The organism is Streptosporangium sp. NPDC049644, assembly GCF_040675205.1.
In the GTDB taxonomy this organism is placed as follows: Bacteria; Actinomycetota; Actinomycetes; order Streptosporangiales; family Streptosporangiaceae; genus Streptosporangium; species Streptosporangium fukuiense.
Genome location: NZ_JBFAOJ010000015.1, coordinates 55,406 through 79,531, shown reverse-complemented (window position 1 = coordinate 79,531; position 24,126 = coordinate 55,406). Strand labels below are relative to the sequence as shown.

Annotated in this window: 28 protein-coding genes; 9 read left to right on the top strand and 19 right to left on the bottom strand. The window is 69.8% G+C overall.

Annotation, left to right across the window (positions count from 1 at the left end; translation table 11 throughout):
- Positions 1–39: 39 nt before the first annotated feature.
- The 3 genes from AB0J58_RS11675 to AB0J58_RS11665 all read right to left on the bottom strand — a co-directional run bounded on the left by AB0J58_RS11675 (position 40) and on the right by AB0J58_RS11665 (position 2,970).
- A complete protein-coding gene (locus tag AB0J58_RS11675; RefSeq protein WP_364213630.1) occupies positions 40–1,239 on the bottom strand; it encodes an MFS transporter in 1,200 nt (399 codons plus the stop codon).
- A gap of 182 nt (positions 1,240–1,421) precedes the next feature.
- Positions 1,422–2,009: a hypothetical protein gene (locus tag AB0J58_RS11670; protein ID WP_364213628.1), complete on the bottom strand. Its 588-nt coding sequence runs from the start codon at positions 2,007–2,009 to the stop codon at positions 1,422–1,424.
- A 232-nt stretch (positions 2,010–2,241) separates the two neighbouring features.
- Positions 2,242–2,970 (bottom strand): LysR family substrate-binding domain-containing protein, encoded by a 729-nt coding sequence (locus AB0J58_RS11665; protein ID WP_364213626.1) that lies wholly within the window; start codon positions 2,968–2,970, stop codon positions 2,242–2,244.
- 55 nt (positions 2,971–3,025) lie between these two features.
- Here AB0J58_RS11665 and AB0J58_RS11660 point away from each other — a divergent pair, with 55 nt between their 5' ends.
- Positions 3,026–3,397, top strand: coding sequence for a DUF5997 family protein (locus tag AB0J58_RS11660; protein ID WP_364213623.1), 372 nt, complete (start codon positions 3,026–3,028; stop codon positions 3,395–3,397).
- Positions 3,398–3,674: 277 nt separating this feature from the next.
- Here the strand turns inward: AB0J58_RS11660 and AB0J58_RS11655 are convergent, their stop codons facing one another.
- Positions 3,675–4,226, bottom strand: coding sequence for an ABATE domain-containing protein (locus AB0J58_RS11655; RefSeq protein WP_364213621.1), 552 nt, complete (start codon positions 4,224–4,226; stop codon positions 3,675–3,677).
- A 95-nt stretch (positions 4,227–4,321) separates the two neighbouring features.
- Here AB0J58_RS11655 and AB0J58_RS11650 point away from each other — a divergent pair, with 95 nt between their 5' ends.
- Positions 4,322–5,566 carry an MFS transporter gene (locus AB0J58_RS11650; protein ID WP_364213618.1) on the top strand — a complete coding sequence of 415 codons (1,245 nt, stop codon included), beginning with the start codon at positions 4,322–4,324 and terminating at the stop codon, positions 5,564–5,566.
- A 294-nt stretch (positions 5,567–5,860) separates the two neighbouring features.
- On the opposite strand, the gene AB0J58_RS11645 is transcribed toward AB0J58_RS11650, so the two are convergent.
- Positions 5,861–6,652: a class I SAM-dependent methyltransferase gene (locus AB0J58_RS11645; RefSeq protein WP_364213615.1), complete on the bottom strand. Its 792-nt coding sequence runs from the start codon at positions 6,650–6,652 to the stop codon at positions 5,861–5,863.
- 127 nt (positions 6,653–6,779) lie between these two features.
- Complete coding sequence (locus AB0J58_RS11640; protein ID WP_364213612.1) at positions 6,780–7,187, bottom strand: hypothetical protein; 408 nt, start codon at positions 7,185–7,187, stop codon at positions 6,780–6,782.
- A gap of 98 nt (positions 7,188–7,285) precedes the next feature.
- Here AB0J58_RS11640 and AB0J58_RS11635 point away from each other — a divergent pair, with 98 nt between their 5' ends.
- Both AB0J58_RS11635 and AB0J58_RS11630 read left to right on the top strand, forming a co-directional pair.
- Positions 7,286–9,973, top strand: a complete 2,688-nt coding sequence (locus AB0J58_RS11635) for an AAA family ATPase (protein ID WP_364213609.1) — start codon at positions 7,286–7,288, stop codon at positions 9,971–9,973.
- A 77-nt stretch (positions 9,974–10,050) separates the two neighbouring features.
- Positions 10,051–10,902 carry a DUF72 domain-containing protein gene (locus tag AB0J58_RS11630; protein ID WP_364213606.1) on the top strand — a complete coding sequence of 284 codons (852 nt, stop codon included), beginning with the start codon at positions 10,051–10,053 and terminating at the stop codon, positions 10,900–10,902.
- A 35-nt stretch (positions 10,903–10,937) separates the two neighbouring features.
- Here AB0J58_RS11630 and AB0J58_RS11625 read toward each other — a convergent pair whose 3' ends face one another.
- From AB0J58_RS11625 to AB0J58_RS11585, 9 genes are all read right to left on the bottom strand, one after another.
- A complete protein-coding gene (locus tag AB0J58_RS11625; RefSeq protein ID WP_364213603.1) occupies positions 10,938–11,270 on the bottom strand; it encodes an SSI family serine proteinase inhibitor in 333 nt (110 codons plus the stop codon).
- Positions 11,271–11,537: 267 nt separating this feature from the next.
- Positions 11,538–13,013 carry an MFS transporter gene (locus AB0J58_RS11620; protein ID WP_364213600.1) on the bottom strand — a complete coding sequence of 492 codons (1,476 nt, stop codon included), beginning with the start codon at positions 13,011–13,013 and terminating at the stop codon, positions 11,538–11,540.
- A 73-nt stretch (positions 13,014–13,086) separates the two neighbouring features.
- Complete coding sequence (locus AB0J58_RS11615; protein ID WP_343970611.1) at positions 13,087–13,575, bottom strand: MarR family transcriptional regulator; 489 nt, start codon at positions 13,573–13,575, stop codon at positions 13,087–13,089.
- A gap of 177 nt (positions 13,576–13,752) precedes the next feature.
- Positions 13,753–14,001 carry a cell division protein SepF gene (locus tag AB0J58_RS11610; RefSeq protein ID WP_364213597.1) on the bottom strand — a complete coding sequence of 83 codons (249 nt, stop codon included), beginning with the start codon at positions 13,999–14,001 and terminating at the stop codon, positions 13,753–13,755.
- Between the two features lie 79 nt (positions 14,002–14,080).
- Positions 14,081–14,413, bottom strand: a complete 333-nt coding sequence (locus AB0J58_RS11605; protein ID WP_364154681.1) for a YnfA family protein — start codon at positions 14,411–14,413, stop codon at positions 14,081–14,083.
- Positions 14,410–14,697: a hypothetical protein gene (locus tag AB0J58_RS11600; RefSeq protein WP_364213594.1), complete on the bottom strand. Its 288-nt coding sequence runs from the start codon at positions 14,695–14,697 to the stop codon at positions 14,410–14,412. Before AB0J58_RS11600 ends, AB0J58_RS11605 begins: the two co-directional genes overlap by 4 nt.
- Entirely contained in the window at positions 14,678–15,127 is a 450-nt protein-coding gene (locus AB0J58_RS11595; protein WP_364213592.1) for a MerR family transcriptional regulator, read from the bottom strand. Before AB0J58_RS11595 ends, AB0J58_RS11600 begins: the two co-directional genes overlap by 20 nt.
- Entirely contained in the window at positions 15,124–15,456 is a 333-nt protein-coding gene (locus tag AB0J58_RS11590) for a hypothetical protein (RefSeq protein ID WP_364213590.1), read from the bottom strand. Before AB0J58_RS11590 ends, AB0J58_RS11595 begins: the two co-directional genes overlap by 4 nt.
- 97 nt (positions 15,457–15,553) lie before the next feature.
- Positions 15,554–16,132 carry a CGNR zinc finger domain-containing protein gene (locus tag AB0J58_RS11585; protein WP_364213587.1) on the bottom strand — a complete coding sequence of 193 codons (579 nt, stop codon included), beginning with the start codon at positions 16,130–16,132 and terminating at the stop codon, positions 15,554–15,556.
- 108 nt (positions 16,133–16,240) lie between these two features.
- On the opposite strand from AB0J58_RS11585, the gene AB0J58_RS11580 reads away from it, so the two are divergent.
- The gene (locus tag AB0J58_RS11580; protein ID WP_364213584.1) at positions 16,241–17,119 is read left to right on the top strand and encodes a hypothetical protein; all 879 of its coding nucleotides are present in this window, start codon (positions 16,241–16,243) and stop codon (positions 17,117–17,119) included.
- 143 nt (positions 17,120–17,262) lie between these two features.
- A complete protein-coding gene (pip, locus tag AB0J58_RS11575; RefSeq protein ID WP_364213581.1) occupies positions 17,263–18,210 on the top strand; it encodes a prolyl aminopeptidase in 948 nt (315 codons plus the stop codon).
- A 49-nt stretch (positions 18,211–18,259) separates the two neighbouring features.
- Here pip and AB0J58_RS11570 read toward each other — a convergent pair whose 3' ends face one another.
- Positions 18,260–19,132, bottom strand: a complete 873-nt coding sequence (locus AB0J58_RS11570; protein ID WP_364213578.1) for a L,D-transpeptidase family protein — start codon at positions 19,130–19,132, stop codon at positions 18,260–18,262.
- Between the two features lie 398 nt (positions 19,133–19,530).
- Here AB0J58_RS11570 and AB0J58_RS11565 point away from each other — a divergent pair, with 398 nt between their 5' ends.
- Together AB0J58_RS11565 and AB0J58_RS11560 are read left to right on the top strand one after the other, a co-directional pair.
- Positions 19,531–20,244, top strand: a complete 714-nt coding sequence (locus AB0J58_RS11565; RefSeq protein WP_364213575.1) for a PadR family transcriptional regulator — start codon at positions 19,531–19,533, stop codon at positions 20,242–20,244.
- Positions 20,241–20,681, top strand: coding sequence for a hypothetical protein (locus AB0J58_RS11560; protein WP_364213573.1), 441 nt, complete (start codon positions 20,241–20,243; stop codon positions 20,679–20,681). The genes AB0J58_RS11565 and AB0J58_RS11560 overlap by 4 nt, the downstream gene beginning before the upstream one ends.
- 123 nt (positions 20,682–20,804) lie before the next feature.
- Here AB0J58_RS11560 and AB0J58_RS11555 read toward each other — a convergent pair whose 3' ends face one another.
- From AB0J58_RS11555 to AB0J58_RS11545, 3 genes are read right to left on the bottom strand one after another with little or no spacing between them, the layout of a single operon-like run.
- Entirely contained in the window at positions 20,805–21,215 is a 411-nt protein-coding gene (locus AB0J58_RS11555) for a Rieske (2Fe-2S) protein (RefSeq protein WP_364213570.1), read from the bottom strand.
- 39 nt (positions 21,216–21,254) lie between these two features.
- Positions 21,255–22,622, bottom strand: a complete 1,368-nt coding sequence (locus AB0J58_RS11550) for a HAMP domain-containing sensor histidine kinase (protein ID WP_364213567.1) — start codon at positions 22,620–22,622, stop codon at positions 21,255–21,257.
- A gap of 2 nt (positions 22,623–22,624) precedes the next feature.
- The gene (locus tag AB0J58_RS11545; RefSeq protein ID WP_364213564.1) at positions 22,625–23,293 is read right to left on the bottom strand and encodes a response regulator transcription factor; all 669 of its coding nucleotides are present in this window, start codon (positions 23,291–23,293) and stop codon (positions 22,625–22,627) included.
- A 124-nt stretch (positions 23,294–23,417) separates the two neighbouring features.
- On the opposite strand from AB0J58_RS11545, the gene AB0J58_RS11540 reads away from it, so the two are divergent.
- On the top strand, positions 23,418–23,993 hold the full coding sequence (locus AB0J58_RS11540) for a hypothetical protein (protein WP_364213561.1): 576 nt from the start codon (positions 23,418–23,420) through the stop codon (positions 23,991–23,993).
- The last annotated feature ends 133 nt before the right edge of the window (positions 23,994–24,126 follow it).

Genomic DNA, 24,126 nt, shown 5'->3' with positions numbered 1-24,126 from the left:
AGGGGCTGGGGCGACGGAATGAGCCGACGCTTACGCGACTCAATCGCGTTCGCGCATCGCGAGGAGGCAAACGACAGCCGCCACCGTTAAGACCGGAACTCCAACGAGGATCGGCGCTCTCAACCCCCACCCGGTCGCAAGCAGGCCACCGAGGAGGGCTCCCAGCGGAGACGCGCTCATCACCGTGGTCATCGCCGCGCTGCTCACTCGACCGAGCATCTCGGCTGGAGTGAGTCGCTGACGAGTAGTACGAGCCACGACGGCCCACACGCCGAACGCGGCACTCGTGATGACCAGACCCGCGGCCACCACGACGGCGGAAGCGGTAAGTCCGATCATCAGCTGCCCGGTCGCGGCGCAACCGAGGCACCCGGCCAGAGCTCCCGCGGGTCCGATCATTCGGGTGACCCGTGTCGCGAAGAACCCTCCGGCGAGCCCCCCAACGGCGCCGACGCCCAGCAACACGCCATAGCCCCAAGCCGGTAGACCGAGAACCTGAGGCACGTAGAGCACGAGCACGGCGAACCAGGCACTGTCCATCGCCGCGAACACGGCACCCAAGCCCACGATCATCCGCAAGCGAGGATGTTCGATCAGCCACCGCAGACCGGCGCGAGTGTCACTCCAGATCTGACCCTTACTACGGTACGAACCGGCTTTCTGAGCGAACACGTTGGGCAGGCTGAAGATCAGAGCGGCTGCCAGAGCCAGGGCTCCACCGTTTACCGCGAACGGGAGCACCAGCGCTACGCCGAACAGATATCCACCGATCGGCGGCCCCACCAGTTCGTTCCCCGCGACCTCGGCGTTGACCAACCCACCGTTGGCCCGATCGAGATCGGCGTCTTTCACCAGAGGCGGAAGGAGTGTTGCCGTTGCGGTGTCGCGCAGCGTCTCACCCACACCACAGACGAACGCCACCAGGTAAAGCAGCGCGATCCCGGCAACGTCCAGAGAAACCGAAACGACCAGGACGGCCAGCATCGACACCCGAACCACATCGACGGCCGCAGCAAGGCGACGCTGGTCGAATCGATCAACGACCGCCCCGGCGAACAGCCCGAACAACAACCACGGGCTCTGCCCGGCGATGGCGACACCGGCCACCGCGACTGGATCAGAGGTGATGGTGGCTGCCAACAACGGCAAGGCAGCCATCCGAATCCCATCCCCCAAATTGGACAGCACCGTCGCCAGCCATAACCGGTGGTACGCCGGTCCCAATGACGCCGAAACCATCGGCTCCCCCTCGGGTAAACCTGATCATCTATGTGCGGGCAACCTGAGGCAGGCTGATCAGATCACGATGTGCTCGATCGCCTACCGGTCGGCCTGCCAAGCCGTGCCCATGCGGAGCGGAGGCGACGAGCACGTGGGAACGGCGCTCAGGCGCGGACCCACCGAGCCCCGCCGCGCACCGGTCAGCCGGATTCGCACAGCCTCTTGAGCTCGGCGAGGTCCGTGTTGATGTCCGCGATCACCTGGTTGGGATCGCCGCCGGTCATGCCGGTCAGCCGGAAGTTCAGTTCCTGGAATTCGGCGGCCAGTCGGCTGATCGTCGCCCCCACCGCTCCTTGGGCGTCGAGGACCGCGCCCATCAGCTCCTGGTAGGTCTGACGAGCCGCGGCCGCCTGGCCGCTGCGGGTGGTCCCGGCGTTTCGGCGGTATGTGGTCAGCGCCGTCGCCGTCTCGTCGCAGCCCCCGGGCCGGACCACCGACACCAGCGGGGAGACAGCCGAGACCGCTCGCGTGGGGCTTGGCGCCGGCGGTTGGGGCTCGCCGGACTCGGGCGACGGGCGCGGGGTCGGCGGTGCGGGCCGGGTGGTGACCGGATCCGGTGACGACGGCTGCGGAGGTGGGGTGGTGACCACCGTGTCGGATTGTGGTGGCGGAGGCGGGGCCGGGGTGGTGACCACCACGTCGGACGGGGGCTGCGGAGGCGGGGTCGGTGGTACCAGGTAGGCGACCAGAGCGACCACGGCGGCTGCCGCACCCGCCAGAGCGCTCATCGCCGCCCAGTTCGGGGGTGAACCTGCTCTTCCACCCGCCGTCGGCGGCCGCGCTGGTCCGTTCTCCGTCATGCCCTCATCGTGGCCGAGCCGAACTCGGTCCAGGAAGCCTTCTGCTGAGGTGGGAACGCGCAATTCATCGGACACGCGGCGACATCATGCCTACCGCCTCAGTTCGACACCATCGGTGTTCACATTGGTACCAAAGGTGATCGGCATATCCGTCTGCGGGTCACCGAGGTCGGCGGCCCTTCTTTTTACGGCCGACCGGCACGGCCCGGCGACCGGAGCCGTTCTGTGCGGGTTTTTGTGCCTGCCGCTGCGCCGGTTTCTCCGCAGGGGAGGCGGGGGTACGGCCCCGCGAGCTGTTCACCGTCCGGCCGCGGACGATGCCGATGAAATCCTCCACCAGGTCGGTGGTCGCGTCCGTGGGCCAGGCCAGCGCAACCTGAGACTGCGGCGCGTCCGGCACCGGCCGGTACGTGAGATCCCCGCGGTGGTGGAGGCGCGCCAGCGACATCGGAACCAGGAGAATCCCCGCGCCGGCCGCTGCCAGCTCGACCGCGTCCGCCGTTGTGGCCGGGCGGGTGAACGCGGGCAGCCCGGGCCGGACCGTCCACTCGATGGTGTCGTCCAGAGGGTGGAACACCTCGTCGTCGTCAAGGTCGGTGATGGCCACCTCGTCGGCGGCGGCCATCGCGTGGTCCTTGGGCACCACGACCACCGTGGTCTCCACGTAGAGAGGGATCACACTGAGCCCGTCCCGGTCGACCGGCAGCCTGACGAATCCGGCGTCGGCGCCGCCATTCCGTAGGAGTCCCACCACCTCGGCGGTGGGAACCGCGACCAGGGTGATCGGCACACCGGGCATTCTCTCGGTCCAGACGTTGACCCATTTCGCGGGTGTCACCCCGGGCACGTACGCCAGTCGAAACGTCCCGCCGGTCTCTCCATCGGTCACTTCCCCAGGGTATCGATGTCAAGGGAACCTGTTCCGGCTGGCTACTCTTGACGCCATGACCTCGTCCAAACCGAAGACCATCCAGACAATGAAGCCCGCGACCGCGGCCAAGAAGCTGGGTGTTCCCCTCTCGGCCACTCCCGCCGAGTTCCAGGCGAGTGTCGTCTCCAGGGACGAGCTGAACGAGTTGCAGGCGACGCCCCCCGCCTGGCTCGTTGACCTGCGCCGCAACGGCCCGCACACCAAGCAGGTCATCGCCGCGAAGCTCAGGATCTCCGTTGCCGGCCTGCTCAGAGGCGGGATCACCGGGCCGCTCACCACCGCTGAGATCGATGCGCTGAAAGCGGAGAACCCGGCGTGGCTGGAGCGCGAGCAGTCCCTCCAGGTCGAGGTCCGCAAAGAAGCACTCCGCCTCAAGCAGCGCTAGACAGCTGAGATCCCGCACGTTTCCGACCTGGACGCGTCTCCAGGCTGCCGCCACAGCCTCGCTGAGTGACCATCGATGATCTACCCGGTGCGCGACAACACCGAACTCCGCGTCAACCTCGGCTTCCACGCCGAGGAGCCCGTCACCTACGACCACTGTGATGTCGAGGCGCAGAAGCGGCTGGTCGCCGAGCGTTACCTGGACGCGCGCTGGGAGGTGCCTCGGCCGCTCAGGGCGGTGTGGGACGCGCCCGACTTCTATTTCGACTCCGATGCCCTCAGCCGGAGCGTCCCGCGTAGTAGCGCCGCGACTTGTCGCGGCTGCCACAGGTGGTCATGCTGCACCACCGGCGGCGACGATTCTTGCTGACGTCCAGGAACAGCCAGCAGCACGACGGACACTCACCGAGCCGATCCAGCGGCCCGTGTGTGAGCAGCTCGACCGCCGAGGCCGCGACCTCCCAGAGCAGGATTCGCGGCGTACGTGGCGCCCCCCAGGAGAACCGGAAGTTCCCGTCGGCCTCCTCCAGCCGGCCATGGGCGATGCCGTCACCGTGCAGCGCGACGACGACATCGAGATCCGGCCGCGGCGCCCGCTCTCCCTGCGCGAGCGGCTGAAACACCCGGAACACCGCCTCACGCAGCTCACGGGCATCCGGCAGGGCCGCCGCGAGCCCGTCCGGTTCCCCGATCGGATGCCCCGTCGCCGCGGCCCAGGTCACAGCCTCCTCCGGGCTACCCAGCCAGTCTCGCCGAGCCACCGGACGAGCGTTGACCGTGTTGGCGAAGTCCAGGCACAGCGCGTTCCCAACCAGCTCGATGGCAGTCACGGCACCGAGTATCTCACCGATCAAATCCCGTTGACAGGTCAGGTGACTTAAGCCACGCTATGACCGATCAAAGGTATTTGAAAGGTAAGAAACGGATGCGCCTCCTCCCGCTGCCGCTGGGTCGGTCGTTCAACGCGCTGTGGTTCGGCACCGGTGCCGCGAACCTCGGCGACGGCATGGCGCTGTTCGTCCTGCCACTGCTCGCCATCGCCGTCGACGCCTCGCCCGGCGGGGTGGCGGCCGTGACGGCGGCGCTCACCCTGGCATGGCCGGTCTTCGGCCTGCACGCCGGCTGGATCGTCGACCGGGTCGACCGCCGGACACTGCTGAGCGGCGTCAACCTGGTACGCGCGCTGGTGCTGTCCGGGCTCACCGTCGCTCACTTCACCGATACCCTGTCGCTGCCGCTGCTCCTCGCCGTGGCGGTGCTGCTCGGCGTGGCCGAGACGCTGGTCGACACCGCGCTGACCTCGACCATCCCCATGGTCGTCGAGCCCGCCGGCCGCAACAGAGCCAACGCGCGCATCGAGGCGACCATCAACGTCACCAACCAGCTCGCCGGCCCACCGCTCGCGGGCCTGCTGGCGAGCCTCACCCTCGTTCTGGCCACCGGTGCGAGCGCGGCCCTCTACGTCCTGGCCGTCGCGGGCATCGCCATGATGGCCCTGCGCCGGGCGCCCGCCGAGACCCGAATCTCAAGGGGCGGCGGCGTGGTCGCCGGCTTCCGGTACCTGTGGCGGCAGCCGGTGGTGCGAACGCTGACCCTCTTCACCGCCGTGATGAACATCCCCTGGGCGGTCGCGACGGCCCTGCTCGTCGTGTACGCGGTCAGTCCCGGCCCGCTCGGCCTCACCGCGGCCCAGTACGGCCTGGTGCTGACGGCGATGGCCGTGGGCGGACTGCTCGCGGCGGGGGTGGTGGAGCCGTTGCGGCGCCGGTTCGGGGTGACCAGGCTGCTGATCGTCGACGCCGCCGGAACCGTTCTGCTGGTGGCGCCTGTGGCGCTGGGCGGACCGGTGTGGACCGTGGCCGCCGGGGCGGTGATCGCTGGGGCCGGGTCGAGCATCTGGCGCATCCTGGTGGCCACGATCCGGCAGAACCTGTCGCCGCCGGAGTTGCTGGGGCGTATCTACGCCGCGTCTCGGGTGCTCAGCTGGGGGGTGATTCCCGCCAGCGCGGCGTTGGCCGGGGTCGCGGCTGAGCTGTGGGGCGTGCGGACGGTGTTCGTCCTGGCCACGGGGCTCGCCATCGTCGTGCTGGGCCTATTCGTGCCGTACGCGCTCCGTACGGATCTGTCCGCGACCATCGAGCCGAGAGCGGACCGTCAGCCCGTCGCGTGATCGCGGCCGACGGCACCTGGCGCAGGCTCTCCCCTCCAGCCGGATTCTGTACCGCCGCAGGTCAGCGGTGTATTCGTGGGAGATCTCCGCATTGCCGACCTTCAAGAGCCCGGCCGGCGAGCACAGCGCCACCGCCTCCGGCGCCCCCCGGAGGATCGCCTCGCGGGCCATCGCGACCAGTGTCCGGTCGGCGGGTTTCAGCCGCCCGGCCGGGCATCCACCGGGAATTCGCCGCCGAGGCCACGCCGGACGAGGTGTTCGGTGGCGTCGGTGCTGGGCGATGCGGGGGCCGACTCATGTCCTCTGTCGCGTACTCGGACGACGCTGGTGGTCCGGCGGGATGCGGTAGACGGACACGTGGGAACGCGACTCGGCGGTGAAGTCGGCCCCGGCCCAGTCCGCGTGCCTGCTCTCCAGCTCGAACCCGGCCAACTGGGCCATGAGGTCCAGTTCGGCCGGCCAGATGTAGCGGTGCGGGCTGCGGAACAGCTGGGCCTGCCTGCTCTCGTCGAATGTGAAGTGGTGCGACACGACGTGTTGACGCAGAACGTCGTAGGTGTCCAGACCGATGTAGCCGGGCCCGGAATGCCACACCGTGGCCTGCTGACCCGGTGGGAGCTTGCGCAGTTCAGGCACCCAGAGCTCGATCACGAACCGGCCGCCGGGTATGAGGTGACGGGCGGCGTTGCGGAAGCACGCGACCTGCTCGGCCTGGGTGAGCAGGTTCGAAATCGTGTTGTAGACGAGGTAGACGAGCGTGTACTTCCCCGGGGCGACGGCGGTCGCCATGTCGCCGACGATTACCGGGATCGTCGCTTCGTCCGCTTTCGTTCGCAGTTGGTCGATCATCGGAGGTGACAGCTCGATGCCGGTGACGGGCACCCCTCGCTCGGTGAGCGGGACGGCCACACGGCCGGTTCCGATGGCGAACTCGAGCGCCTGCCCGTCGCCCGCGAGTTCGGAGAGGCGGTCCAGGACCGGCCCCAGGACCTCGGGCGCGAACATGCCGATGCCCGGCGTGTCATAGCGCCGGGCGGTGTCGACGTCCCAGATCTCCTCCTGTCGCATGCCTCCAACGATCGCCATGGGTATACACGTTGTCCAATAATTTTGCGACCCTACGAGGCGCGAACGTACGCAAGCGGCCGCGTGCTCGGATCCTGTCAAGCATCGGCCGGGACACGACGTCGGCCCCCGTTGGATCGCGGCGGGTTCACGCGGTCTTGCGAAGACCGGCGAACTGCAGGCCGGTGAAGCCGGCGACCACTACCGCCTGTGCGACCACCAGCGCGGTGCCCAGGCCGGTCAGCGGGAACCAGCCGGCGATGAGCAGTTCCGCGCTCGCGGCCACCCAGGCGATGTTGACGGCCATCACGACGCCCACGGCGGCCTTGCTCACCGTCGGCCGCGTGGCGAGGAAGAACACGGCGACCGCGAAAGCGACCAGGAACGCGCCGATCGGGTAGAGGAAGGCGGCGGGGAGGCCGAACATCTCGCCGAAGATCGCCGCGACGATGACGTAGACGGCTCCGTTGGCGCCTGTGCCCACCGCGTCCTGCTTGAGGGCGAAGCGGAGCAGCTTGGCGTCGGTGGTCCTGACGGTGCCGGCGATGGTGGCCATTTCGAAGATCCCTTCGTGGTGCTGACGTGCATGTGATCACGAAGTTACGCAGGTCCGCGCCACCCCGAATCAGTCATCGTGACGGTAGGTTCCTGACCGTGCTGTACGGGCGATCCAGTGAACAAACGGACATCGAACGGCTCCTGGCGGAGGCTAGGGCCGGCCAGAGCGGGGCCCTTGTCATTCGGGGGCAGGCGGGGATCGGTAAGTCGGCGCTGCTGCGCTATGCCACCACGCGAGCGGAAGGCATGAGAGTGCTGCGCGGTGTCGGCATCGAATCCGAGGCCGAGTTGCCCTTCGCCGCGCTTCATCTGCTTCTTCACACCGGGCTCGACCGGATCCGCGCACTGCCCGATGCGCAGGCCGCCGCACTCAGCGGAGCCCTCGGCCTGGGCGACATCGCGCCGGAAAACCGGTTCCTGGTCGGGCTGGCCACGCTGAGTCTTCTCTCCGAACTCGCAGAGGATGGCGCGCTGCTCTGCCTCATCGACGACGCGCAGTGGTTCGACCGGGCGTCCATCGACGCGCTGGTGTTCGCCGCCCGCCGCCTTGAGGCCGAAGGCGTCGTTATGATCTTCGCCGCCCGTGCGGGTTTCCACGCCGCGGGGCTGCCCGAGCTCCGGCTGGGTGGGTTGGACAGCACGGCCGCCGCCGCCCTGCTCCCCGCCGACCTGCCACCGCAGGTGCGAGAACGCCTCATCGAGGAATCGGACGGCAACCCCCTGGCGCTTGTCGAGCTGCCTGCCGCGCTCACCGCGGAACAGCGGGCGGGGCGATTGTCGCCGGTGGGTGCGATGCCCGTCGCCGATCGAGTTCGGGAGACGTTCCAAAGACAGATAGCCGCGCTTTCCGAGCCGGCGCGGACCGCGTTGCTGATCGCGGCGGCGGACGGTTCCGGCGAGCTTGAGACGGTGGCGGCCGCGGGCGCCTCCCTGCAGGGCCTTGAGTCAGCCGAGCGGAGCCGCCTGATCGAGATAAGGGGGGCGACCATCGGCTTCCGTCATCCCCTGATCAGGTCGGCCGCCTACCAGAGCGCGCCGGTCACTCGGCGCCTTGCCGTACATCGGGCCCTCGCCGACGCCCTCACCGGCTCGGCCGCCGTGGATGCGGCCGACCGGCGGGCGTGGCACCTGGCCGCCGCCGTGCTCGGATCTGACGAGGGAGTCGCACGGGAGCTGGAGGAAGCGGCGGAACGGGCACGTACCCGCAGCGGCTACGCCGCGAGCGCGGCCGCCTACGAGCGAGCCGCCGAGCTCACCGCCGATCCGGTACGACGATCCGGACGGCTGGCCGCCGCCTCGTTGGCGGCGAGTGACGCCGGACTGATGGGCCGCGCCGCCGTGCTCGCCGACAGCGTCACGTCCGATGTGGACGACCCTGACGTGATCACCGCGCTGATCCAGGTGCGTGCCCATCGCGAATTCGAGCTGGGCACACCGCTCGCAGCGGGCCGGATCATCCTGGACGGCGTTCCCCGGGTGGCGGCTCGCTCCTCGGAGTGGGCCACCTGGCTACTGGTGGAGACCGTCCGCTGCGCCTGGTTCGCCGGTGACGCGCGACTGGCCGAGGAGGCGGCCGCGAGCCTCCGCGCGCTTCCCGAGGCCGACTCGCCACTGATCAGCGGGGCGCTCGGGCTGACCCGCCTGCTGAGCGGTGACATCAAAGAGGGGGCCAGGCTCATGGGCGAGGCGGTCGACGGACACGCGCTCGCCGGACTGGGGGTGCCCGGGCTGACCTTCACCGCCTCTCTGTGCCTTCCGCTGGGCCGCGCCGTCCACTACGAGAAGATCACCGGCCAGATCGTGACGGAGTGTCAGAAGAGCGGAATGATCGGCTGGCTCGCCTTCGCGTTCCAGGATCACGGCCTCGCGCAGGGGTGGCTCTGCCGGTACGGCGAGGCCAGGGCGGCCCTGGACGCAGGACTGCGGCTGGCGGTGGACCTGGGCCATGAGCACCGGGTCAGTCACCTCATGTGCTCTCTCGGATGGGTGCTCGCCCACCAAGGGGACGTGGAGAGGTGCCGAGCGACCGCCGAGGAGGGCATCGCGAGGGCCGACGGCCAAGGACAGGCCCTTGCCGCGGCCATCGGACGCTGGGCACTCGGCCTGCTCGAACTCGGCCTGGGCCACCCGGACGCCGCCCTCCGGCAGTTGGAGGCCATCTCACTGACGGGCATCGCCGTCCTCTCCGCCGCCGACCAGGTCGAGGCGGCCGTTCGCGCCGGTCGGCCGGAGCGGGCGAAGGAGCCACTCGCCCGATACCTGGCCTGGGCGCGGCACGTCCGTCAGCCGTCACCCAACGCGATCGCGCTGCGCTGTCGTGCCCTCGTCGAGGGGGACGAGGTGCACTTCGCGCATGCCGTGCGCTGCCATGAGGCAGCCGGTCAGCCGTACGAGCAGGCGAGGACGCAGCTCGCCTACGGCGAGTGGCTACGACGGGCACGGCGGCGAGCGGATGCCCGGTCGCAACTGCGCGGCGCACTGGAGATCTTCGACCGGCTCGGCGCGGAGCCGTGGGCCGAGCGCGCCCGGGTGGAGCTGCGCGCGACCGGAGACGTTCCGGCGGCGCCGCGCAAGGCCGACGACCCGCTCAGCGTGCTCACCCCCAGGGAGCGCCAGGTCGTACGGCTGGCGGCCAACGGCGCCTCCAACCGCGACATCGCCGCGCAGCTTTTCCTCAGCCCGCGGACCGTCGGCTATCACCTCTACAAGGCGTTTCCCAAGCTGGGGATCACCTCCCGATCCCAGTTGGCAACCGTCGCCCGGTCCTCACGGGTGCCCGACTGATCGTCCATCCGGATAGGGAGTCCTCCCAGTCCTGCTGCCGGTTCCTTCTCCTACCGGCCTTGGATAACGTCGAGGTCATGCGGCTTCATGTGGGATGCGCGATGTGGACTCTCAAGTCATGGCAGGGGCGTTTTCTGCCTCATCCGCTCCCGGTCGGAGAACGCCTGCGGGCCTACGCGACCTGGTGCAACGCGGTGGAGGGCAACACGACGTTCTACGCGACACCGGCGAGAAGCACGGTGGAGTCGTGGGCGCGGCAGACCGGCCCGGACTTCCGCCTGGTGGTCAAGCTGCCCAGGACGATCACGCACGAGGGCCGCCTCACCGGAGTCGAGGAGGAACTTCGGTCGTTCCTGGAGGCGATCGAGCCACTCGGGCCTCGCGCTCACGCCCTCTGGATCCAGTTGCCGGGATCATTCGCTCCGACCGACCTCGGCACCCTGGCGGGCTTTCTTCGCGGACTTCCCCGCTCGTACAGATACGCCGTCGAGGTCCGCCACCGCGCGTTCTTCGACGACGAGCGATCTGGACGGTCTCTCGAAAGGGTTCTCGCCGGCGTCGGTGCCGAATGGGTTCCCTTCGACACCGTCACCCTCTTCCAGAGCCCTCCGACCAGTGACGCCGAACGAGACGCGTGGACGAAGAAACCGCGTGTGCCGCGCCGGTCGGTCGCGCTCACCGACCGTCCGATCGTGCGCTACCTCGGCCGGGACGCCACGGAGCGCACGATCGAGGGCTGGCGGCAGTGGATCGACACGGTCACCGAATGGCTACGCGAAGGCCGCTCGCCGACCGTGTTCATCCATACTCCCGACAACGCCGACGCGCCGATGCTCGCCCGTCGTTTTCACGACGACGTACGGGCCCGGCTGCCCGAGGTCGAGCCGTTGCCCGAGCCCATGCCGGCCGAGCCGCTGACCCTCTTCTGACCGCACGGGCTTCTGACCGCACAGGTTCACCGTGGTCAGAAGCCGCCCACGACTCCGAGCGCATTGCGCATCTGGCAGCTGTTCCCGAAGGTCTGAGAGGACATGGTGAACCGGCTCTTCCACACACCGACCGCCGACACCGTCACCGGCTCATAGATCAGCGGGCAGATCAGCCCCGTCGCGGGCTTGAACTTACGCACGTCGCCACTCGCGGGTTCCAGAGCCGCGCACGCCTCCCGCGTCCTCGGGTGCGTCCCTCCGCCGATCGGTGAACACTGCAACACCACCGTCCGAGTCGACGGCAGGGTGGTCGCCCCCTGGGTGAGCGTCAGCACCAGCGCCCGGGCTGAGAACTCATCTCCCGACATATCGGATATGCCTGGCCTAGGGTCACCGAGTGAATCAGCGCCGGCAGGTGACGCGCTGAGCGCGGCCATCGCACCGAGGACCGCCGAACCGAGAACCATCCACTCTGTAAGCCGCCTCATTACAGCCCAATCTCTACTCAGCTCACGCGGTGTTCGACGCTCCCAGCGTGACCAGCGGTGACATGGAAGCCGGGTACCGACCCTCCAGGTGCCGGTCAAGATTCCGCGAGTGGGGTAAAGCCGGGGCTGAACCGGTCGCGGTGGTGATCAGGCGATTCCGGACCGGACCGCCGGTGCGTCGGAGGACTCGTGCTGGGGGGCGGTGTCCGGCCTGGGTTGCCGCAGCACGATGAGCGCGACGGTGAAGGCGGCCGCGAGCAGAACGGCGGCGGTGCCGAAGGCCAGTTGGTAGCCGCCGGTCAGCGCGGCAGCCTGGCTCTCGCCGGCGGACAGCAGCTCCTCGGTACGCGAGGCGGCCAGCGTGGACAGTACCGCGACGCCGGTGGCCATGCCGACCTGCTGGGTGGTGTTGAACAGCCCGGACGCCACGCCCGCGTCATCGGCCCTGGCGCCGGACATGCCGAGTGCGGCCAGCGCGGGGAGCATCAACCCGCCACCCGCGATGAGCAGCATCACCGGGAGCAGGTCGGTGACGTAGTCCGCGTCGACCGGGACACGGGTGAGCCAGACCATCGCGCCGAACAGGAGCGCCAGGCCCGCCAGCAGGACGGCGCGCTCACCGAAGCGGGTGTTGAGCCGGGCGGAGACGAACAGGGACACGCCGCCGATGGCCACCGCCGCGGGAAGCATCGCCAGGCCGGTGTCGAGCGCGCCGTAGCCGAGGACCTTCTGCAGGTAGAGCGCGACGAGGATCTGGAAGGCGAACATGGCGGACACCGCCAGCATCTGGGCCAGGTTGGCGCCGGAGACGTTGCGCGAACGGAGGATCCGCAAAGGCATCAGCGGGGTCCTCGCGGTCGCCTGACGGATGAAGAACGCGGCCAGCAGGGCGAGCGACACCGCGCCGAAGCCGAGGGTGTGCGTCGCGAGCCAGCCGTACTGCTCGATCTTGACCACGGTGTAGACGCCCAGCATCAGTCCGCCGGTGACCAGTACGGCGCCGAGGGCGTCGGCCCCGGCGGCGAGTCCTGCCCCCCGCTCGCCTGGCAGCGCCCTGATCGCCAGCGCGATCGTGGCCAGTCCGATGGGCAGGTTGATGAAGAAGATCCAGTGCCAGCTGAGCGCGTCGGTGAGAACCCCGCCCAGGACCTGGCCGATCGAGGCTCCGGCGGCACCGGTGAAGCTGAAGACGCCGATCGCCTTCGCGCGCTCTTTGGCCTCGGTGAACAGCGTCACCAGGATGCCCAGTACGACCGCGGAGGCCATGGCGCTGCCGATGCCCTGCAGGAAGCGGGCGGCGATCAGCATGCCGGGCCCGGCGGCCGCTCCGGCCAGCAGCGACGCGACGGTGAAGACAGCGTTGCCCGCCAGGAACATGGTCTTGCGGCCGATGAGGTCGCCCAGCCGACCGGCCAGCAGGAGGAGGCCGCCGAAGGGGATGAGGTACGCGTTGACGGTCCAGCTGAGTTCGGCGGGCGAGAAGCCCAGATCCCGCTGGATGGCCGGCATCGCCACGGTCACGATGCTGCCGTCCAGGATCGTCATCAGTGCTGAGGCGGACAGCACGGCGAGTGCCGACCAGCGTGATCGGGATGATCGGAGCGAGGGTGAGGTGTATGACATGACCGTCTCCTGTTCGAAGGGGAACAGGAGAGACCGTAACAGATAGTTTTGTTATAGACGATCCCTTTCGGGTCTATCTTGTGCGTTGCCGTGCCCGCCGGGCCGCCTGTGGCGCCTCGACGGGGGCGGCCAGATGGCCCTGCACCAGGCGATTCATGGCACGTACCAGCACCTCGGCCTCATCCGCGTCCAGTGCGTCCAGCGCGGCCCTGTGTACGCCGTCGACGATCTGCTGGCTCCGCCGGGCGGCCTCGGCACCCTTCTCGGTGACCGAGATGATGCGGGCCCGCCGGTCCGTGCTGGACGGGCGGCGCTCGGCGAGCCCGGCCTCCTCCAGGGCGTCGACCGTGACCACCATCGTGGTCTTGTCCATGTCGCCGATCTCGGCGAGCTGGATCTGGGTGCGCTCCTCTTCCAGGGCGTGGACCAGCACGCAGTGCATCCGTGGCGTCAGGCCGATCTCGGCGAGCGCCGCCGCCATCCGGGTTCTCAGCGCGTGACCGGCATGGTCCAGCAGGAACGACAGATCGGGCTCGGTGCGGGCGGGTGCCATGGCGGTCATATCTCCAGCATAGCAATTAGTCCCGTTCTGGATTATCTGCGAATGGGCGCTTTTGTTCCCGGTTCGTCGACGGCCACCAAGTGATCGCTGTGCCTGACGGAAAAGTTCGTTTTCGATGGTCGGCGAGAGAGCGTCCGTACGGTGATCAATGCATTTCCCGCGACCCGGGCCGGCGGTCTAGTGCGCCTCGTGAGATGCCGATGATCGTTCGGCCGTTCCGCGAGGCATCAGCAGGAACACCTTCGGAGACAGGCGGTCCATATTCCCGCCCCTGCCGAACACCAGGCCGGCGGCGAAATCCACGAACTGCTTGGCCTCGCTGTCCGGCAGCTTGGTGAGGTCCATCACCACGGGGGTGCCGGTACGAAAGAAATGCCCCACGTAGATGGCCTCGTTGTAGTCGCGGGGACACAGTGTTTTAATCACCGCATCAGTCTCCACCGCCCACGGTGACCGTCAAGTCGTCTACTGAATCGGTGGCCGCGCGTCGCGGTGGAGATTCCGGTCACCCCCGCGGGGCGTACATGATGACCAGCACGCCGAGCAGGCAGACGGCGGCCCCGATGATGTCCCAGCGGTCGGGCTGGAACCTGTCCACCACCATGCCCCAGATCAGCGAGCCCGCGACGAACACGCCTCCGTAGGCGGCGAGGATGCGGCCGAAGTTGGCGTCGGGCTGGAAGGTGGCCACCAGTCCGTACAGGCCCAGGGCGACGAATCCGGCCCCGATCCAGAGCAGCCCGCGCTGTTCTCTGACTCCCTGCCAGACCAGCCAGGCCCCGCCGATCTCGGCGAGTGCGGCGATCGCGAACAGCAGGAGGGATCGGGCGACGGTCACGACCGTGACTGTACGCGGTGGTCCTGGCAGCCACAGCCGGTGCCGGCGCATTCCGCGACTCGCCTCCGGCGGCGGAGCGACCACGCCGGCCCCCAGGCCGACACGGCCAGGCCCGCCAGGATGAGAGCCACCGTCGGCATGACGCCGGTGAGGGCGATGACCCCCGTTCCACCGATCACCCCGGCGACCAGCAGCGTCGGCAGTACGCAGCAGGCGGCACAGGCCACCGCGGCCGGCCATGTCAGACCGGTGCGGAGCGTGCGTCTAAGCGTTGACGTCGGCATGCCGTTCCTCCCTCGCGAGATCGGAGAAGGGCAGCGGGCAGCACGGGCTCGCCGCGCAGGCCACCAGGTCGTCGCATCCGGCGTCCACCGCCTGGATCAGCGTCTCGCGGATCATCCGAAGGTCGGCGATCCGCTGTTCCACCTCGGCGAGCTTGGCCGTCGCCCGTGCTCGCAGACCGCCGCCGGACCTGCCGTGACGGTGGCCGCCCAACTCGACCAGGTCGGCCACCTCGTCCAGGGTGAAGCCCAGCCGCTGCGCGGCCTTGATCACACGGAGCGCGGTCACCGTCTCCGGTGGATACAGCCGATGGCCACCGTTGCTCCGTCGCGGCTCGCGCAGCAGGCCCCGCCGGTGGTAGTAGCGCAACGTCTGGGCGTTGACCCCGGCCGCTTCCGCGACCTCTCCGGTACGCAGCCACTCCCCGCTCATGAGCCGCTCCGGGGAGCCGCCTCGATCGCCCGGACAGCCAGGCCAGCCAGGCCGTCGAGCACTCTCGAATGAACCGGGGGCACCTCGATGTCCAGGGTCAGCTCCTCGCCGTCGGCGGTGAGGGTGAAGGTGAAGAACGCGCAGCACTCCGTCTCCCTGGCCGTCAGGTCGCGTACGGTCCGCTCTCCGCCCTTCAGTCTGAGCCGCAGGTGAGCGGGGCCCACCCGTTCCAGCCCGCGCAGCGCGGTGGCGAAGAGCTCGTCGAACTCCGCCACCCGCAACGGCCGCTCCTCGGTCGGAAGCGCGCATTCGGCCGGTGCCCACTCCATGGGTTCCTCCCTGGCGCCAAGGCCGCCCGTCTCCGCCGCGAGCTGCCCGCACCCCGAAGGTAAGCCTGTATCGGGGTACAGGATGCAACTCCTGCCGCTACCCGAGGTCGGTGCTGGACGCCGCGTCCTGCGCGGGGTGGCGGGCGGCGTGCCGTCTGGCGCGGTAGGCGCTGGCCTTGGCCCGGTTCTGGCAGGACAGGTCGCAGAATCTGCGCGAGCCGTTGCGGGTGGTGTCGAAGAAGACCAGGTCGCACCCGTCGGCCTGGCAGGCTCCGAGCCGGGGGGCCTGGCCGACGCCGATGACCATGGCCAGTGCCGTGCCCATGTCGGCCGCCCACGCGTCCACGAGGGGCGCGTCGGGCCGGTGGAAGGCCAGCCGGTGTGGCCGACCCGGATCGACGTGCAGGCTGGGGACGGCGGCGTGCCGTACCAGCAGGTCGTTGAGTGCGGTCGCGACCTCGGTGATGGACTCGCCCGCGCCGAACGCCGGCCGTAGCCGGGCGGCGATCCCGGCCAGCCGATCCGCCTCGGTGACGGTGAGGGCACGGGGAGCCCGGTCGGTCACGACGCTCTCCTCGCCGATCGCGGCCAGTCGCTCGGCGCCTGAGGCCGGTGGCGTGACCTCGCGGCCGTGCGCCGAGGTGACGGTGAGGCGGTTGACCAGAAGAGCGGCCAACTCGATCCTGCTACCGACGTAACTGTCTATTTGAGGTTGACGAGTGATGCGCCAAGGATCTACTGTCACTGTCATATTCTACATAGATAGTGATGAACGGGGCTTGTGATGTCGGAGTTCTCCAAGCTGGCACGGCAGATGTGGCACCAGATCGAGCCGGTGCACGCGTCGCTCTATTTCTCCCCCGAGGCTTTCGACGAGGCGGCACGGCTCGGCTACGACGTCGAGTCACGCTGGCCGAGCTACTTCGCCTGGCGTACCGCGCCGCTCGGCGCCGCCGGGCCGAAGCTGGTCACCGGCACCTACTACAGCTTCAGCCCGGCGGCCGTCGCCGAGCACGTGCCGGGCATCTGGGCCACGGCGCGGCCCGAGGCGGTGCTCCAGGCCCGGTCGCGGGCGGTGGACCGCACCCTGCGCACCCTCCTCGGTGACAAGGTCGCCACGCCCGAGCTGGCCGAGGCGGCCGTGCTGGCCGTCAGGGCCGCCGAGAGCGTCGAGGTCGTCCACCGCCCCCTGGCCGCCGCCAACCTCGATCTGCCTTGGCCCGAGGAGCCGCACCTGGCGCTCTGGCAGGCCTGCACCGTGCTGCGCGAACACCGGGGCGACGGGCACCTGGCAGCCCTGGCGACCGCGGGACTGGACGGGTGCGAGGCGCTGGTCTCGTTCGCCGCGATCGGGGCCGCACCGGTGAGCAACTTCGCGGGCCGCGGCTGGAGCGACGAGGAGTGGGCGGCGGCCCGCGACCGGCTGGCCGTCCGTGGCCTGGTCGACGCGGAGGGGAGCGCCACCCCGGCGGGCCGGGCGCTCCGTGACCAGGTCGAGCGGATCACCGACGAGCTGGCCGCCGGACCGTGGCGCACGCTCGGGACCGAGTCGGCCCAACGGCTGGCCCTGCTCAACCGGCCTCTGCTGGGCGCGGTGTTCGAGTCGGGGATGCTGCCGATGGTCAGCACCCTGGGCATCGGCAGCGTGCGGGCGCCGGAATAGGGGACGGCCCGGTCTACAGGTCGACCGCCCCGGCGATCCTGTCCCGCGTCGGCCGTCTGCTCAGCGGGTAGGACACTTCCGCCTCCAGCTCGGCCGCCGCCGCGATGTACCAGTGCTGTCATATCTCCGGAGAGGAACTCGCCTTGTACCCCCCTATCGAGCCCCACGAGCACGGCCTGCTCGACACCGGTGACGGCAACCTCGTCTACTGGGAGGTCTGCGGCAACCCCGCGGGCAAGCCCGCGGTCGTCGTCCACGGCGGTCCCGGGTCGGGGTGCAGGCCCGGCCACCGTCGCCTCTTCGACCCCTCGCGGTACCGAATCGTCCTGTTCGACCAGCGCAACTGCGGCCGCAGCCTGCCGCACGCCGGCGACCCCGCGACCGACCTGAGCACCAACACCACCCATCATCTGGTCGCCGACATGGAGCGCCTGCGCGAGCACCTCGGCATCGACCGGTGGTTGCTGTACGGCGGATCGTGGGGCTCCACGCTGATGCTCGCCTACGCCGAGACCCACCCCGAGCGGGTGTCGGAGATGGTCGTCGCCGGCGTCACGATGACGCGCCGCTCCGAGATCGACTGGCTCTACCGGGGGGTCGGGCGGTTCTTTCCCGAGGAGTGGGAGCGGTTCAGGCGGGGAGTCCCCGAGGCCGACCGCGACGGTGATCTGCTCGCGGCCTACGCACGGCTCATGGCCGACCCCGACCCCGAGGTGCGGGCCAGGGCGGCGCACGACTGGACCGCGTGGGAGGACGCGGTGGTCTCCCTGGAGCCCAACGGCACGCCGAACGCCTACAGCGGCCGGCCTCCCGCCGCGCTGCTGGCCTTCGTGCGGATCTGCGCGCACTACTTCTCCAACGCCGCCTGGTTGGAGGAGGGGATCCTGCTGCGCGAGGCCGGACGGCTGGCCGGGATCCCCGGCGTACTCGTCCACGGTCGCCTGGACCTGGGTGGACCGCTCGACACGCCATGGCAACTCGCTCAGGCCTGGCCCGACGCCCGGCTGGTCGTGGTCGAGGACTCCGGGCACACCGGCAGCGACACGTTCAGGACGGAGATCCTCTCAGCCCTCGACGCCTTCGCCGGCTGAGCACCCGAAAGACCGGCGACGGTACGGGAGCGGCCCGGGTTCCGCCGAGTCACCTTCCCCGCGGGCCGTGCGCGGGGCGTGCGGACGTGGCGCGTCCGCGCGGGTCACGGGGGACCTCGGGGTGCCGAGCCCTGGGGATTCGCCGGGGTCGTTCCGGGTGAGCCTCCGGGCGGCGTTCGACCCGGACCTCGGGGCGGCGGACATACACCGGATCACCCGGCTGGAGGAGCCGGTAGAGGGGGACGGCGTTGTGCAGCGGGACCCGGACGCACCCGTGGGAGGCGGGGAAGCGGGGAACGAGGGTGGAGCCGTGGACGGCGATGCCACCGTTGAAGTAGACGGAGTAGAACATCGATCCCAGGACCCCGGTGGACCAGCCGGGGACCCGCGCTCCGACCCGGTAGTCGCCGACCGGGGTGTCGGCGAACCCGCAGTGGCCCTTCTCGCAGTACGACCTGCGGGCACCGGTCGAGATATGGGTCACCAGCACGGGTTTCCCTCCTCGCCACACCGTGAGGAGCTGGCGTCGCAGGTCGATCTCGGTCCGTTCGGACCCGCCGTATCCCACCAGGGGCCTGATGCGCCTGGGGCGCAGGAGGGCCTGCCAGGTCGGCAGGTCGATCCTGTCGACGGGCCTCAGCCCGTTGGCCTTCTGGAAGGCCCATACGGTCATGCGCAGCGCGGAATCGTACGTGGAGCTGAGATTTCCCGGGGGGAAATCCAGATCTCTAAGCCTTTTCTTCACATTATGCACCTCGATTCCCCTGCTGCCCATTTTGAGGATCGTGAATTGGTCGGGAAGGGGGGCCTGCTGGAAATTCGGGGAGGGGTCGATAGCGGCGTGCGCGACGCCGGCGGGCAGGGTCGCGGCCAGGGCGAAGATGGTGCCTGTGACCAGGGCGCGGCGGACGGTGCTTCGCATATGTGACGTCTATCCGCTGACAGTGATGATCAACCCTCTAATGCCGCTTGCCAGAAAGTAAGACTTATACCGCCGTGTGCGACCCGACGGTTAGTGTGAAGAGACTTTCCCGAGAAAGCAGATATGTGTTTTAAGGCGGCGAGATAAGGTGATTTTAGAGATATTCGCCAGATATTTCAGAGGAATTGGGGGTGAAGGGCGCGCCGCACCGCGTCGGCCGATCCTGATCGGTTCCCGCGGGGTGCGTGAGAAGCGTGGAACCCGGACGCCGGTCTTCGCCGCCGGCCGACCCGCTCGCGAGCCATACGAGTGCGCATGGCCTTGTGCGGCTTGCGGCATATCTCTATAGTGCATATTGCAATAAAGAATTTTGCACCACACGGAGTGCGGGAGGGGCCATGGCAAGGGGCGTCGATCTGGTCGGGCTGACCGTTCTCGCGCTGCTCTCGGTCCGGCCGAGCCACCCCTATGAGATGCACCGCTTCGTCGTCGACACCCACAAGGACTACCTGACCGGGCTGCCGCGCAGCCTCTACCACGCGGTCGACCGCCTGGTCAGGGACGAGCTGATCGCGGCTGTCCAGACCAGCAAAGAGGGGCGGAGGCCGGAGCGCACCGTCTACGAGCTGACGGACGAGGGACGGGCGGAGCTCGCCACCCGGCTGCGGCGGCTGCTTGAGGAGGTGGGGCCCGACAGCCGCACCTTCACCGCGGCGGTCTCGCTGATGGGGTGCCTGTCGACGGCCGAGGTGGAGCGGGCGCTGCGGGTCAGGGCCGCCACCCTCGAAGGGAGGGTCGTCGCGGCCGACGCCGGCCTCAAAGGGCTCGCCGAGAGTGGGTTGCCCCCGGTGCTCCTGCTGGAGCTCGAATGCGAACGCGCCCTGCGTGCCGCCGAACTCGACTGGGTGGCCGGCCTCCTCGCCCGGCTGGAGTCGGACGAGATCACCTGGGCGGGCAGCCTCAACCGCGAGCCGCCGGGCCGGATCGATGAGGGCGACGAGTCGCCCCATTCGCGCGAAGAACAGGAGAGGCACCAGGAACCGCCCGGGCCACCCGGAGACGGTGCCTCGCGGTTCATCTCGTTCCCGAACACCCCTGGGAGCTCACTGTGAGGTCCACCCCGCTGTTCGAGGCGGCCGGGGTGATCGAGGCCCCGGTGGACCGGGTGGAGCGGCTGCTGCTGGCCGTGCGCCCCGGGCCCGTCGGCACGGACAACGTCTGGCTGCTGGCGGAGCACGGCGGCGTCGTGGCGGGCGGCCCGGAGCGGTTCACCCTCAGCACGCCGACACACACCATGACCGTCGAGGTACGCGAACACGCCATCGTCTTCCAGGGCGGCTGGTGGTACCGCGGGGAGTACGCCGTCGAGCCGCACTCGGAGGGCGCCCTGCTCACCCACCGGGTCCGCAACGTCGCGACCAGGGGACGGTGGGGCGTGCCGCTCGCCAACCGCTTCTTCTTCGGCCTCGACAGGAGCGCGAGCGACGGTTTCACCGCGGGGCTCCGGCGGATCGGCGACGAACTGGGCTGCCGGACACGCCTGCTCTGAGCGCGCGACGGTACCGGATCCGCAGAGCCGGAGAACGCCGGACGCGCCCCTCCGGGGCGCACGGGGATGCTCGCGAACGTCATGAAGACATCCCCGTGCGGAGCCCAGGGGAGCACCGGCCGATCAGCCGAGCCGGATGACGCCCTTGGAGACCTTGATCTTCCTGCGGGCCAGCGGTCGACCGGCCGGCCCCCTGGCCACCGAGCCGTCGGCGATCCGGAACCTGCTGCCGTGGCAGGGACAGTTGATGGTTCCGCCGCGAATGGTGGCGACCGCGCAGCCCTGGTGGGTGCATTTGGCGCTGAAGGCGCGGAAGGTGCCCTTGACGGGCTGGGTGACCACCCATCTGCCGTTGATGATCCGGCCGCCGCCGACGGGGATGCTGCTGGTCCTGGCGAGCACGGGACCGGCGGTCTCCCCGGCCTCCTCGGCCGCCTCGGCCGGGCGTACCCACGCGACGGCCGACGCGATCGCGGCGGCGGCGCCGCCCGCGAGACCTCGGAAGATCATTAATCGACGGGTGGGGGTGGGCATGGCGGGCCTCCCGGGAGACGAATGGATCGCGTGTGTGGTTCATATCACAGGAAAGCGGGCCTGCAGGCAGGCTCCGCGGTCCTCCTCGGCGATGCGCAGGCTGCCGCCGTGCCGTACCGCGATGTCCCTGGCGATGGCCAGCCCGAGGCCCGATCCGCCCGCGTCCCTGTCCCTGGCCTCGTCCAGCCGGGTGAACCTGTCGAAGACCGCCTCGTGGTGCTCGGCGGGGATGCCGGGGCCGTCGTCGCACACGTCGAGCACCGCCTCACCGCCGTCGGATGCCAGCCGGACGGTGACCGTGGAGTTCGCGTGACGTACGGCGTTGTCCACCAGGTTGGCCACCAGGCGGCGCAACTGCCCGGCCGAGCCGAGGACCACCGTGTCGGCCGCCACCTCCAGCGTCACCCTGATCTCCGGCCTGGGCCGCGACCGGGCCGCCTCCTCGGCGGTCACCTGGCCGAGGTCCACCTCCTCGTGGCAGGCGGGCTCCGCCGCGTCCAGGCGGGCGAGCAGCAGGAGGTCGGAGGTGAGCGCCTGGATCCGCTCCACGTCGGTCAGCGCCTCGGCCGCCAGCGGCCCCGGCGGCGCCAGCTCAAGACGTGTCCTCAGGATGGCCAGCGGGCTGCGGAGCTCGTGGGCGGCGTCGGCGACGAAGCGCTTGTGCCGGCTGACCGCCAGTTCGAGGCGGTCGAGCGTGCGGTTCATGGTCTCGGCGAGGCGGGCGATCTCGTCGCGCGACCGCGGTACGGGGACCCGCCGGTGCAGGTCGTTGGCGGTGATGTCGGCCATCTCGGTGCGGATGGCCGAAACCGGTGCCAGTGCCCGGCCGACGGCGAGCCAGGTCAGGACGGCGACCAGCAGGAGCAGCGCGGGGATGCCGGGTAGCAGCAGGCCCCACAGTGCCCGCAGCGCGTCTCCCGTCGGCTCCAGCGACGCCCTGGCCTGCACGACCAGCACACCGTCGGCGGTGTCCACGGGCGTCGTGGCCAGGGCGAAGGCATCGCCGGGCGCCCACTGCCCTGCCTCGGCGGGCTGTGGCGCGGTACTGCTCCGAAAGTCCCGCACGGTTCCCGGGGTCCTTCTCCTGGGTTCCGGGGTGGCGGTCGATCTCCAGGCCGAAAGCTCGGAGGCCGACGATACGGGGTACGCGAAGATCTTGACATCAGGGTCGAGGAGGGACGTCTCCGTGAGAGTGACACTGTCCGCGGGCTCCCTGAAGATCGTCACGCTGTCGGCGAGCACCTTGGCGGTGGCGTCGGCACGGCGGACGGCCTCGTTGGAGGCGCTCCGTGCCAGGCTCCCGGTCAGCACGCCGGCGAGCACCGCGGCCGCCACGCCCAGCGCGACCGCGACGATGGCGGTGGTCGCGAGGGTCGCCCGGAGCCGCACCGACAGGCGCGACGCCATCCTCAGGCCTCCAACCGGTAGCCGGCGCCGCGCACCGTCACCAGTGACGAGCGGCCGAACGGAGAGTCGATCTTGCGGCGGAGCGCGCTGATGTAGACCTCCACGATGTTCGGGTCGCCGTCGTAGGAGAAATCCCACGCCTGGGCCAGCAGCTCGCTCTTGGAGACCACCTCGCCCTGTCGCCGCGCCAGGCCGTGCAGCACCGCGAACTCCTTGGGGGTGAGGGGGATGTCCACCTCCCCGCGGCGGCAGCGGAGCCCCGCGGGATCGACGGTCAGGTCGCCGACCGCGATGGACACCGGTCTGGCGTGGCCACCCCGGCGTACCAGCGCGCGCAACCGGGCCAGCAGCACCACGTAGGAGAACGGCTTGGACAGGAAGTCGTCCGCGCCGGTGTCCAGGGCCTCGGCCTCGTCGTGCACCCCGTCCTTGGCGGTGAGCATCAGGATCGGCGTCCAGTTCTCCGCGTCGCGGAGCCTGGCGCAGACGGTGTAGCCGTTCATCCGGGGCAGCATGACGTCCAGCACGATCACGTCGTACGGGTTCTCGGTCGCCATCCACAACCCGTCGCGCCCGTCGTACGTCACGTCGACGGCGAACCCCTCGCCCGCCAGCCCGTCCTTGAGCAGATGGGCCAGACGTTTCTCGTCCTCAACCAGCAGCACACGCATACCGCTCAGAGTGCCGCACCCCGCCTAAAGCCAACCTGAAGATGACTTCTGCCGCCTTCAGCCTGGGTTCAGGCAGGGGGCGGGAATCTGTGATCTCCAGATCCGCCTGACAAGGAGAATGCCCATGCGTATCCGCATGCTCGCCGCCGCCGTGGTGACAGCGGGGGCACTGATGGCCACCCTGACCGGGGCCGCCAGTGCCGACGACACGCCCATGCCCGCTCCCAGAGAGGGCACGGTACAGATCCAGTGCGAGGGCGGCGGACAGGCGACCCTGACGACGCGCCGGCTGACCGAGGCCGAGATCAAGGAGTTGGAGAAGGCCGGAGCGTCGCCCGCCGTGCCCTCGGGACGGGCCGGCGAGGCCGCGGCGCCGAGCGGCCATGTCAAGGTCTTCAGGGGCGCCTGGACGGAAGGGGAGAAAGCGAAGGATCTCCTCCCGCTTTCCGAGGGCGTGGCTCTCGTCAAGGACTTCAAGGTCATGGCCGCTCCCTCGGGGACCGCTGCGCCCGGGGCTCCGGAGGCCGGGGCGGTGACCGTGACCTCCGAGGCCGCTCCCGAGAGGGTCGAGGGGGCCAAGAGGACCGAGAAGGTCGAGGGGGCCAAGAAGACCGAGGGGCCCGGAGATGTCGAGGTCCTGGTCATGAGCACGCCGTCCGGGGACGCGCACACCGCCACCTGCGCCAAGGCCCAGGAGTAGTCCCGCGGGGGTGATCCCAAAGACCTGCGAGCCGGCCGGGGAAACCCGTGCGGGAGTGACCCCGGCCGGTTCGCAGCCGACCGGGACGATCGGGAGGCGTCCTGGCGGACCGTGCCGCGTCGGGGGCCGGCGC